The following is a 12,616-nucleotide window of genomic DNA, read 5'->3' on the forward strand; positions in this document are numbered from 1 at the left end:
ATCAGGCTTTGATTGGCTCCATTTCGGGTTCGTTACCCAATACATAGAGCATTTTGAAATGGTCCAACACAGCCATTAAAAAATGTGGTTTTGAATAATAAGGCACATTGAATTCTTCCGCTGTAGCCTTTACAATAGGTGCTATATCCTTATAATGCACATGGCAAATATCAGGAAACAAATGATGCTCTACTTGGAAATTCAACCCCCCCACAAACCAAAATAAAACTTTTGATTTAGGAGCGAAATTACAAGTAGTCGCCAACTGATGAAGTATTCTCTCTCCTTCAACTACACCATTTGTGTCAGCCTTAGGGAAATCAACCACTTCTACTATATGCGCTATCTGGAATACCATGGTAATGATAAAACCAGTAACAAAATGCATCATTATAAACGCTAGTATAATTATGCCCGCAGAAAATGGCGCGAACAAAATTGGCAATCCTAGCACAACAGCGAAATATGCAAGCTTTAAGAATACCAATTTAATGATGCCCTTTTTGTAAGCTTTCTCTCCACCTTTTACAAGACCTTTATTATAATACCTAGTAAATCTGATAAAGTCTTTTGCAGTCACCCATGAGATGGTGGATAGCGAATAGAAGAACCAAGCGTATAGATGTTGAAATTTATGCAAACCGTTTTTCTCAGCATTCGGAGAGAATCTCAAAAAGAAAGGCGCATTAATATCGTCGTCATGCTCGTCAATATTAGTATAGCTATGATGAAGCACATTGTGCTGAAGGTGCCAAACCATGGAACTTGCTCCCACCATATCAAGGGTATACCCTACCCAGGTGTTTACTTTCTTATGTTTTGAATAGGATCCATGAATTGCATCATGCATAACTCCCATGCCCACGCCAGCCATTCCAAAAGCTGAGAATAAATAACAAGCAAATAACTGGAATGTGGTGGTTGCCACGCCCGTGATCACTAGAGAAAGAGGCACGACATACATGGAGACTAGAATAATGGACTTAATCACCATTTCCGTGTTTCCGTACTTCGATTTGTTTGTGGACGTGAAATGTCCATAAACTCGCTTTCTTAATGTTTGGGAGAATTCAGATAATTCTGATTCTGAGAACCTTACTGTCTTAATGGCACTGAAATTAAACTATAAATACTAATGTTTCCCGTGGGATTTTCTCTGCAGGTTTTAATTCCAAGAATGGACTTGACCGAATCTTGTGAATTAAAAAAGTAGAAAGATGAAGAATTAAAACCTTTGCGAGGGGAAACTCTTGAATTTGCTACTTAAGCAGGTTGATAATCAACGCATACTTTATTTCAAGTAAAAAGGATATCCGCGGACAGCGCCTTTATGGATACAAAGGTGATGAGAAGATTTCGAATATCCTAATCCATTATAAAAGCAATCTATTTTTGACGGATTAAATCATAGAAAAAAGAAAATCAACACCGCCATAATCCCTGAATAGCTCATAAAGAAGCACTTGACACATCACTTTTCAGTATAAATAAAATTTGAGCCCTGAAATTATTTAATTCAATCTCCAATTCACTATTCCATTTACATGAATTAAACCAACCTTATTATATTCTTGTCCCGGTTTTAAAGGCTGATTCCGTATTGCTTCTTTGTTCATGACCAACAATTGAAAATCAAGTTTTGAAATTGCCTTGGGCGAATACTTCATCCCCAAATTTATTTGTCGGTAAGCCGGCATGTTGTATTTATTCTCCGAAGGTGCATTCAAGGGAGGGAGCCAATGGAAGCCTACATGTGCAAAAGCCTTAAGATTGGTGTTCGGGAAGGTGTATTCTACCAAAGCCGTCACTGCGTCCAATGAGCTAAAGCCTTCATTTCTTTCTCTAGGAATAAAGGTATACCAAGCGTCCTTCCCCCACTCTCTAGGACTTAACCAAATGCCTTTTCCGCCTGTCTTGGTGTAATTTAGGTTAAGGTTCCATGCAGTTCTCTGGTAACCAAACCTTGTTGAAACAGCCCAGTTCCTGTCTTCTGGATTTTTGAATTGAAATATCGGGTCTTCATTCCCTCCATCTCCCAATCCAGACTGAAACCCTGCCTGAACTCCCCAAAGCCAGGTAATTCCTGATTGCTCATTTTTCCACTTTTTCTCTGCTTTTGCCCAAAGCGTATTGGAAATATTCTGAACTAATGTGTTTGACACATGTAAACTCAGCCCTTCCCAATCCTTTTCTATTTCAGCTATCCCTATCCAGTCACTATTGGTATTTCCAGCATATTGAGATCCGTGGCCATTTAGATCGCGACCAACAGGAAATACACCAATACTTTCTCCTACAGAAAGCCATTCACTTGTACCACGCACACTCATCTTCCCAATTCCCCATGCAGAGAACTTCCACTTATCGTGTGTCGAAAACCAAACATTTGCACCTTCTATTCCTGTAGGAGAAAGCCTACCATCCTGCGCATTGATCCAATCGGTATGAATGCCCATTCTACCAGCAGACAGTCCCCAATTAGTTTTGGAATAGGTTAGGGATAAATTTTCCAACTTCCCAAAAAAGCGATCCTTTTGATTCAACAAGTCAAATAATCCAACTTCGTAACGATTTCCATTTTGGCTAACGGGATCAAGAGCTGTCAAATCAGAGCTCCATATATTCCCGAAAATACGGTAACCTATTCGGAATTGTAAATTTCCAGCATAGGCGATGTTGGCTCCAAGGTTTAAGCTAGTTCCCAACGCATAGTCATCTTTGAAATCATTCGAATAGCTCGTACTCATCCAAAACATTCTAAAATGAACGTCTGGAGATACTTCAAGTTTTTTCTCAGGTTGCTGCGCAAAAGTTAGAAATGGGATAAAAATGAATAGCCCGAATACATATTTCATCATTTGCTTGCTGCTTCTTTGATCGCTTGAAATGGACCAAATTTGTGTTGCTGTTCAGAGAATTCATCTGAATAAGGGCCAAAAGGATGGTCTATAGGCTTTTTAGAAATATCAGGCCAGTCATTCGGAAAATCTCTCTTCGGTCTATCCAAACTATTCACATATGCAGCTACATCCCAAGCTTCTTCATCCGAAAGAATTGGGTTTTCATACGTAGCACCAAAAGGCATATTTGCTTTTACATACCCAGCAAATCTAGACATACGAAATAATCCAGCGCCTTGATTATAGCTATGCTCCCCCCAAAGAGGCGGATAAGTATAACCTGTTCCATCGGTTTTCATCACTCCTTGTCCGTCAATCATATGACAAGTCACGCATTGCCTTTCGTATATGGTCTTCCCTCTGATAGGATCCGCAGCTCTATCCAACAATGGCACTTCGTAAATTCCAGCGCCCTTTGGCTTCTCACCCTTGGCGACCTCTTTACCAAGCCAATTCATATAAGCCACCATGGCTATCATCTCCTTACTATCGTCAGCCAAGACTTCTCCATTTAAACTTCGTTGGAAGCAGCCATTGATTCTCAATTGTATATCTTCTGAATTCCCTGATCTACCTCGCACCTTAGGGTAGGTACTCTTTGCGGCGGAATAATTATTTCCCAAAGGAACAGTCCCAGCCTGTAGATGGCAGTTCTGACAATTTAATCCATTGGAAATTTTCCGCACCTTGCCCTGAGGGCCTAGGTATTCAGACGTATTGGCGATAAGCTCACGACCATATTTTATCTCGTCAGCATTGGATTCGGAATCTACTGAAGTCCAATCTGGAGCTTGCCACATGCCTACTGGATCCATCAAAGCTTTTGATTTAGGTGAATCTAGAGTTGCTGGTACACCAGCTAATTGCATTTTTGGCGGCTCAATACCCGCATAATCAAAATACAAAAGCCCTGCAATTACACCTACAAGAAGTATCGCCGAGACTAGAAGTCCCATGATTAGTGGGAAGAGTCGAAATAAAGAGTTAGTAGTCTGATTCATAATTACCTGATCAAGCTACAAAAATGATCTAAATCTTCCTCGTAGCATGTGACGAAGATCACGTTGAAGGTTTAAAAAACTATAATTGAAGACTAAGGTTTCATTTGGCTTCTGCCAGAAAAACCTGCTTATCTTCTACTACTCCCTGGACTATAAAATGTCCTTCATTTCTGTATAGATGAATATTCAATTCATCTCCCATCACACATTCCGCAAGGTAATTAATCAAAAATGGCAGGGTATGACAGCCGTTTTCACGAAGGATATTTTCCACCCATCGAACATAGCTGGTATTGTTAACATGATTGTTCAGATCAAGATCGGAATACCTCACTTTCAGTTTCTCACTTTTCAGTAAATCTCCTTTAAGCCTAATTTTCTCTGGCTGCCAGGCTGGCTTTTCCTCAGGATCAAAAAGCTCAGGTGGTAAAGCATATTCAGGCCTTAGGATTCTTTTACTCTGCAAATTCATCAATACCCAAGAACTCATCGCTCGGGCAAGGACATCTCCCGAAGGATTTGTAACCAAAAACTCCCGAAAAGCAAAGAGCTTGTCTACACCTCTACCCGCAGTAAAAACCTTAATTGAATCTCCCCAAGAAGGTAATTTGGCACAGGTGATATCAATTCTAGATAGAATCCATGACAGATGTTGCTCTTGTAGATTCCTACCAAAATCAGCTGAATCAGCATGTCGCCAAGCAATTTCCTGAAATAAGTTAGACAATGCTGTCAAACTCAACTTCCCATCTGGATCGACCTGATAGGAACGAATTTCAAAATCTTTTTCAAACTGAAAGGCAACCTTAGAATTCATTTAGCACGATTTGGTGAAGGCTTAATCGGAATAAGAAAAACAGCTTTTCTTATGCTTGACAGAACGGTAATTCCTAATCCCGCTACTGCTATTAGCGCAAAAGAGAATTTTAAATTAAATAATTCTGCAATAAATCCAATCAACGGTGGGCCAAGCAAAAACCCGAAGAATGAAATAGTAGATACCAAGGCCAGTGCGACGCTAGGTGAATACAATTTGGATCGCCCAGCAATGCTATATGAAAGCGGAATAATCGAGGCTACTCCAAGTCCTACCAATAAGAACCCTAAAGTAGAAGCGACTATAGTCGGAAATATAACTGCGATACTCAAGCCAATGAAAATCAAAACTCCACTCACTTGTATTACCTCCACCTTGGTATATCGAGCAGCTACTTTATCAGTAATAAATCTACCAGAAGCCATCGCGCCCATAAAAGCAACGTAACCAAGTGCAATTAAGGAAGGATCTGACTGGACAACTTTCTTAAAATAAACGCCAGACCAATCGAACATACAACCTTCGGCCATCATGCCCAGAAAAGCAATCAAGCTAATCCGTAATAAAAGAGCATCTGGCTTTTTCATTACCAATCCGCCTCCACCTTCTGCCACTTTCTTTTCCTTGATAATATAGCCTTGGGCAGAAAGTATAATGATAACCGAAATAACCATCACTACAGCATAATGCTGCGCTGGCGAAAAACCAACAAAAATCATTAATGCACCCAATCCTGCGCCTGTAAAACCCGCTAAACTCCACAAGCCATGGAATGAAGCTAGGATACTTTTACCCATCTCATCTTCCAACCCCAAAGCTTGCGTATTGAGCGAGATATTCATCACATTCCCAAGCATACCATACAGAATCAGCACTGGGATCAAAAACCAAGTGGTAGGTGCTAATCCAATTAATGGTAAGGTCATCGCGTAGGCAAAACTACCGAACATCACTACTGAGCGGCTTCCAAATCGATGAACTGCCCAGCCTGCGATAGGCAAACCAATGACAGACCCCAAAGGCAAAAACAGTAATAAGGTACCCAATTGACCTTCAGACAGATCAAACTTGGACTGTATATCCGGGATTCTTGCTGCCCAAGAGGCGAAGCAAAGACCTACGAAAAAGAAAAATGCCCCTAGGGCAACTCGTCTTTTGGAAAGTGTGTTCATGTAAATAGGTGGTTTAAGAGGCTCACAAAAGTAGGCAATAGTAGGTCAAAAACCTGCCTCTTTCAGAACATTGCCTCTGAAAACTAGTTACCTTAGTCTTACTCACCTTATCAAAAAAACCATGGAATTGGTCATAGCAGGAGCCGTAATCGTTGCCGCCATATTTATTGTGCGCTTTATCATCAAAAAAGTTTTTGATTAAAAAAAGCCACTTTCTTCTAGGAAAGTGGCTTTCATTATTGATTTTTGAGCTATGAGTCTATCAATTCGGCAGCTTATCTGAAAATTTCCCGTAGACCCAAGTTCCAGCAATAGCTGATAGTAGCGTCACGATCACTACGGTAAACCCTGATCCGATCTGCGCAAATAGCGGCCCTGGACAAGCTCCAGTAATTGCCCAACCTAAGCCAAAAACAAACCCACCATAGATTTGCCCTTTGCGGAATTCCTTTTTCGGGATTATGATTTCCTCTCCGGCAATGGATTTGATTTTCAGTCTTTTGATCAATTGAATGGATATAATCCCAGTTACTATCGCTGAACCAATCACTCCATACATATGGAATGAGTCTAAACGGAACATTTCCTGGATTCTAAACCAAGAGATGATCTCCGCTTTTACAAATACGATTCCGAACAAAATCCCCAAAATCAAATACTTCACTAATGCCATTCCTTTCTCTCCTGTCTCCTGAGAATTTGGTGCATCACAAACTGCTTCCGATATATTTCTATCTACTTTCATTTTCTTATGATTAAAATCCTACCAACTTCATTAAAGGAGCCAAAAACACCTGAGTCATCAGAAAGCCACCAACCATAAAGAAAATGGTAGCGACCATTGAAGGCCATTGCAGGGAACTGATCCCCATGATCGCATGTCCAGAGGTACATCCTCCAGCATAGCGAGTTCCAAAACCGACCAAGAACCCACCTAGGACAAAGAATACTAATCCTTTGGCAGTGAATATATTTTCCCAGGAGAAAATATCTGAGGGCATCAGGCCTGAGAAATCAGTAATCCCCAACGCGGCCAAATCGGCTTGAGTTTGGGCAGCAATTACGATTTCATCTGGGTTTGACATAAAGAAGGTTGCGATAAAACCACCGACCAAAACTCCAAAGACAAATACCAAATTCCACATTTCCTTTCTCCAGTTATATTGGAAAAAGGGGATTTTAGCAGGAATACACATCGCGCATACATGACGTAGGGAAGATGAAATTCCAAAGCTTTTATTTCCCAAGATCAGTAAGGCGGGAACGGTAAGGCCTATCATTGGGCCTGCCACGTACCATGGCCAGGGCTGGCTAAGCCAGTCAATAAATTGATTCATTTGAATATTAATTGGGTGATATAATTCCAAGCAGTTAATCAGCTTGAAAGTTAAACCAAGTGGTCTGTGAGGACACAGACCACGGTTTTATAATTTTGACTCTTTAATCTTGATACTAGCTACTTACCACTTACAGTAACGTAGTTGGGCAGACAAATTCTGAAATCTCAAATTCCCCAGATTCTTTAAGGTCTTTGAATCCACCTTTGACATCAATAAGGTTATCATAACCTCTGGCTCTAAGGATGGAATTGAAAACCATAGATCGGTACCCACCTGCACAATGAACGTAGTAGGTTTTATCCTTGTCTATCTTCAGCATGCTTTCGTTGATGTAGTCTAGGGGTGCATTTTCTGCATCAAGTACATGCTCCGATTGGAATTCTGAAATTTTTCTTACATCCAGAACATGAATGTTTTTATCTTCTTTTTTGATCTCCGCTAGCTCCGAAGCAGATATTGAAGTGATTTGATCTATTTCTTCACCAGATTTTTTCCAAGCGTCAAATCCACCTTTCAAGTATCCAATAGCATGATCGTAACCCACTCTAGCTAATCTAGTCACCACTTCCTCTTCTCTTCCTTCATCTGATACGACCAAGATTTGCTGCTTCAAGTCTGGAATCATAGCTCCTACCCAAACCGCAAAGCTCCCGTCAATTCCGATGTTGATTGAGTTAGGCACAAAGCCCTTGTTAAAAACCTGAGGGGCTCTAGTATCCAAGATCAAAGCACCTGTCTCATTTGCTACCGCCTCGAATTCTTTCGGTGTCAATGGCTTCACTCCTCTTTCCAAAACATCATCAATGCTATCATATCCTTCGATATTCATCATGACATTTTGAGGAAAATAAGCAGGTGGTGGAGTTAATCCAGTAATCAATTGCTTGGTAAACTCTTCCTTACTCATCTCTTGAAGAGCATAGTTAGTTTTCTTTTGGTTACCCAGTGTGTCGGAAGTCTCCTTACTCATATTTTTGCCACAGGCAGACCCTGCACCATGTGCTGGATAGACGATCAACTCATCTGAAAGCGGCATGATTTTATTGCGAAGCGAATCATAAAGATGTCCTGCAAGTATATCTTGAGTCAAATCTGCGACTACTTTCTGTGCCAAATCAGGCCTTCCTACGTCACCTATAAACAACGTGTCGCCTGTAAAGATCGCTTCCTCTTTTCCTTCCTCATTGAAAAGTAAGTAGCAAGAACTCTCCATGGTGTGACCAGGAGTATGGATTAACTTGATTTTAGCTTTGCCTATATGGAACTCCTCACCGTCTTGACCAATATGAGCATTAAAGCCAAGCTTCATGTCAGTAGGGCCATAGACTATTTCAGCTCCAGTTTTCTTAGCCAAATCAATATGACCAGAGACAAAGTCTGCATGAAAGTGAGTTTCAAACACATACTTTATTTTAGCATTTCTCCGATCGGCTTTCTCAATGTAAGGCTGAACTTCTCTCAGCGGATCGATTACCGCAGCTTCTCCGTCTGACTCAATATAATAAGCTCCTTGGGCTAAACATCCTGTATATATCTGTTCTATTTTCATATCTATGTTTCTATTAGTGTATTTTTTCTAGAAGTAAAATGAGACTAAAGCATCCCAGGGTATGACAAACTCTAGGATTTCGGCACTTCGGTCTCCCGTCATCGGTCTTCCAGCTTCTAAAGCTCTTCACAAAAGTAGGGGTTTGAGTTTTAGCCCTAAATGACTTTTGTCACAGAAGGCTCAAGCTTACTCTATAATATTAGATTTTATGGTTTTGACCAGCTGATGAGCTGGGACGACGCCGGACTCTCTCCACAGGATTTTACCTTTTTGGAAAAGTATCAAGGTTGGTACTCCACGAACTTGAAACTTACTTGCTGCCAACTGATTTTTGTCCACATCTACTTTCAATATCCGTACTTTATCGCCCATTTGCTTGGCTGTATCCTCCAAAATAGGTTGCATCATTTTACATGGACCGCACCAAGTGGCAAAGAAATCTACCAATACCGCTTGATCTCCGTCTATTAGTTCTTGGAATGTTTTGGCTTTTGCACTCATAGTTTCTGTGTTTTGGACACAACAAAAGTAAAAGCAAAATCAGTTCAGGTTAGTAATTAATATCACATAGGAATGGGCAGGTATAACAGCAATAGTTTTAAAATACCTAAAATCACCCTATTTGGTATTTATTTTTTTTATTTTCGCCTGTCAAATTCCACTTACTAAATGCTCAATTACAAGCAAATCAATAATCTGACCGGTTGGGTCGTTTTTGCGGTAGCTACTTTGGTTTACGTTCTTACTGTCGAACAAACTGCTAGTTTCTGGGATCCAGGAGAATTTATAGCTGTAGCGTACAAGTTACAAGTACCTCACCCTCCAGGAGCTCCATTTTTCCTTTTAGTCTATCGCATGTTCAGTTTCTTCGCATTCGGAGATCCTTTGCAGGTGGCCTTTTGGATGAATATAGGTAGTGCGCTATTCTCAAGCTTCTCAATTTTATTCCTTTTTTGGTCTATCACTCTTTTTGGAAAAAAGCTTTTTAAAGTAGTAGAAGGCCAGGAAAGCAAGGGTGAAGTTATCACCTTGATGGGTGCCGGCATCGTCGGAGCACTAGTTTACACTTTCTCAGACAGCTTCTGGTTTTCGGCCGTAGAGGCTGAAGTTTATGCTATGTCTTCCTTCTTCACAGCTATCGTGATTTGGGCATTCCTGAAGTGGGATGTAATCAAAGATCCTCGTGAAGAGAACAAGTGGATGATCTTCATAGCCTATTTGGTAGGACTTTCCATTGGCGTTCACTTATTGAACTTGGTGACTTTGCCAGCTTTGGCATTGATCTACTATTTCAAAAAGTACGAAAACCCAACTTTCAAAGGAGGCATTTTCGCAATGTTCTTGGGTGGAGTAGCATTGATAATTATCAACAATCTGATTATCCCTGGACTACCAAGCTTGGCTGGTTCTATGGAGATTTTCTTTGTGAATAGCATAGGTCTACCTTTTGGATCTGGCATAGTCGTATTCATGCTACTGTTTTTTGCAGCGGTATTTTATGCTTATAAATATTCCCGTAAAAAGGGAAATGCCATTCTCAACACTGCATTATTATCATTCATCTTCATTCTAATCGGCTATGCGAGTTATGCACTGATAGTAGTGCGTGCCAACCAAGACCCCGTAATCAATGAAAATGCGCCAAAAGATATCGTCAGCTATGTATCGTATCTGAAGCGTGAGCAGTATGGTTACAGACCTTTACTTCATGGACAGTATTTCACTGCACAATTAGTCTCTCAAGAGGAAGGTGCACCTGTATACATGAAAGGCAAAGACAAGTATGAGATTGTAGATTATTCTTTGGTAAACACCTACGATCCGACTAAGACTACTATTCTTCCTAGGGTTTATTCTACTCAGGAAAATCATAAAAGGCTTTACCGCCAAAAACTAGGTTTGAGAGAAGGTCAAGATCCTACCTTCGGAGACAATATTTCTTTCATGTTCTCGCATCAGTTAGGCAAAATGTACTGGCGTTACTTCATGTGGAATTTCTCTGGTCGTGAATCTGATTTCAGCGATGCTCCATGGATAGGAATCTCAGATGCATTCAAAGATTATCCTGACTATATCACGGAGAACAAAGGCCACAATAACTACTTGATGCTTCCGCTCGTACTGGGAATCATCGGCCTATTCTTCCAGGCTAAGGTAGACCCTAAGTCGTTCTACGTTAATTTAATGCTATTCCTGATGATGGGTGTAGTGCTGGTACTTTACCTGAATTCCCCTCCGGTAGAGCCGAGAGAGCGTGATTATATCTATGTGGGTAGCTTCTATGCATTTGCAATATGGGTGGGAATCGGCGTAATGGCGATAGCTCACATGATAGGTCGAGCGACGAAGAATTTGGCGACTGCTGGTATTATTGCCACCCTTCTTACTCTCCCTGTAGCAGGCTTGATGGGAGCTCAAAACTGGAATGATCACAATAGAAAAGGAAGATACTTCTCAGTGGATTCTGCTAGAAACTTCTTGGCATCTTGTGCTCCAAACGCCATTCTATTTACGGGTGGTGATAATGATACTTTCCCACTTTGGTATGTACAGGAAGTAGAAGGTTTCCGTACCGACGTCCGAGTGATTGTATTGAGCTACTTCGATACAGACTGGTATGTGGATCAAATGACACGACCAGTTAATGAATCTGAAGCTTTGCCGTTCAGCTTAGATGCTAACCGTTACCAAAAAGGCACAAATGATGTGCTGTATGTAATGGAAAGAGAAGGCATGAATGCCATTTCTGTGAAGGAATATTTGAAGCTTTTGAACTCAGGATCTGACCTTCTGAAGATGGAGACAGGTGGCAAGTCCGTTGCAAACATGGTCCCATCAAGAAATCTGATTTTGGAAGTTGATAGTGCTGCTGTAGCCAATAGGGATATTATCCCTGCAGAATTTGCTCCACTTTTCGCTCCACAAATGAACCTTCAAGTCAAAGGAAATTATGTTACAAAAGGAACTTTGATGCTTTTGGATCTAATCGCCTCTAATAACTGGGATCGCCCGATATACTTCAACAACACCTCCTTGTCAACTCTAGGTCTGAACATTCAAGACCATGTAGTAATGGAAGGATTGACTTATCGATTACTACCAGTTCAAAAGCCTGATTACATTCGTGAGGAACTGGTAAATGCAGATTTGGCATATGAAAACTACATGACCAAATTTGCTTTCAGAGGCATGAACAATCCTGATGCGTATTTGGATGAGGAGTACAGACGGTTTGCTTCCAATCACCGAAGTGCTTTGAATAGCATTGTCATTGCACTGCTAGACAAAGGGGATATGGAAAAAGCTGCAACGCTGCTTAATTATGGTTTGGAAACAATGCCAAATGAAGCAATTCCTTACGATCTCTCCAGTGGTCAGTCAGTCCCTCTTTTCTTTGAAGTTGGAGAGGATGAAAAGGCATTAGATATCATCGATAAAGTATCCAAAAAGTCTCTTGATATGATCGAATTTTATACGAGCGAAAACAGAGAATACGACAGAGAAATGATGATCTCAGTAGAGATGCTCAAGTATTTTATCCCACTTCTGGAAGAAAGAGGTTATCAGGAAAAAGCCCAAGAGCTAAAGCTAAGAATGGAACAATTCCTAGGACCACAGCAAAGTGGTGGTAGCGCTTTGGATAGAAGATAAATAGCTATTAATCTATAGAGAAGGGGCTCGAAGATGATTCGAACCCCTTTTTTTGTGAGATTTTTTTTAGCCACATAGACACATAGAAAAAACTAGAGAAAATCTCCTTGGACAGCTAATTCTCATTTTGAGCTTTATGTCCTTTGTTCCTTTTGTGGTTCAAAAATAATCTACCACAAAAGGCAT

General features: G+C 40.7%; 10 protein-coding genes. 1 reads left to right on the forward strand and 9 read right to left on the reverse strand.

Going from position 1 to position 12,616, the window contains the following annotated elements:
• Position 1 precedes the first annotated feature (1 nt).
• The 9 genes from BM291_RS20480 to trxA form a co-directional block, all read right to left on the reverse strand.
• Positions 2 to 994: a fatty acid desaturase family protein gene (locus tag BM291_RS20480; protein ID WP_092901398.1), complete on the reverse strand. Its 993-nt coding sequence runs from the start codon at positions 992 to 994 to the stop codon at positions 2 to 4.
• 517 nt (positions 995 to 1,511) lie between these two features.
• The gene (locus BM291_RS20485) at positions 1,512 to 2,858 is read right to left on the reverse strand and encodes a hypothetical protein (protein ID WP_092901401.1); all 1,347 of its coding nucleotides are present in this window, start codon (positions 2,856 to 2,858) and stop codon (positions 1,512 to 1,514) included.
• Positions 2,855 to 3,901: a c-type cytochrome gene (locus tag BM291_RS20490; protein ID WP_092901404.1), complete on the reverse strand. Its 1,047-nt coding sequence runs from the start codon at positions 3,899 to 3,901 to the stop codon at positions 2,855 to 2,857. The genes BM291_RS20485 and BM291_RS20490 overlap by 4 nt, the downstream gene beginning before the upstream one ends.
• A 100-nt stretch (positions 3,902 to 4,001) precedes the next feature.
• Positions 4,002 to 4,718 (reverse strand): acyl-[acyl-carrier-protein] thioesterase, encoded by a 717-nt coding sequence (locus BM291_RS20495; RefSeq protein ID WP_092901407.1) that lies wholly within the window; start codon positions 4,716 to 4,718, stop codon positions 4,002 to 4,004.
• Positions 4,715 to 5,890, reverse strand: coding sequence for an MFS transporter (locus tag BM291_RS20500; RefSeq protein ID WP_092901410.1), 1,176 nt, complete (start codon positions 5,888 to 5,890; stop codon positions 4,715 to 4,717). Before BM291_RS20500 ends, BM291_RS20495 begins: the two co-directional genes overlap by 4 nt.
• Before the next feature lie 262 nt (positions 5,891 to 6,152).
• A complete protein-coding gene (locus tag BM291_RS20505) occupies positions 6,153 to 6,635 on the reverse strand; it encodes a DUF6691 family protein (RefSeq protein ID WP_092901413.1) in 483 nt (160 codons plus the stop codon).
• 10 nt (positions 6,636 to 6,645) lie between these two features.
• Positions 6,646 to 7,227, reverse strand: coding sequence for a YeeE/YedE family protein (locus BM291_RS20510; protein ID WP_092901416.1), 582 nt, complete (start codon positions 7,225 to 7,227; stop codon positions 6,646 to 6,648).
• A 130-nt stretch (positions 7,228 to 7,357) separates the two neighbouring features.
• The gene (locus BM291_RS20515; RefSeq protein WP_092901419.1) at positions 7,358 to 8,779 is read right to left on the reverse strand and encodes an MBL fold metallo-hydrolase; all 1,422 of its coding nucleotides are present in this window, start codon (positions 8,777 to 8,779) and stop codon (positions 7,358 to 7,360) included.
• A gap of 186 nt (positions 8,780 to 8,965) precedes the next feature.
• Positions 8,966 to 9,280, reverse strand: a complete 315-nt coding sequence (gene trxA / locus BM291_RS20520) for a thioredoxin (RefSeq protein WP_092901422.1) — start codon at positions 9,278 to 9,280, stop codon at positions 8,966 to 8,968.
• Between the two features lie 168 nt (positions 9,281 to 9,448).
• Between trxA and BM291_RS20525 the strand changes: the two genes are divergently transcribed.
• On the forward strand, positions 9,449 to 12,430 hold the full coding sequence (locus BM291_RS20525) for a glycosyltransferase family 117 protein (RefSeq protein ID WP_092901425.1): 2,982 nt from the start codon (positions 9,449 to 9,451) through the stop codon (positions 12,428 to 12,430).
• Positions 12,431 to 12,616: the final 186 nt, after the last annotated feature.

The sequence above is a fragment of the Algoriphagus aquimarinus genome, assembly GCF_900112005.1.
Classification (GTDB): Bacteria; Bacteroidota; Bacteroidia; order Cytophagales; family Cyclobacteriaceae; genus Algoriphagus; species Algoriphagus aquimarinus.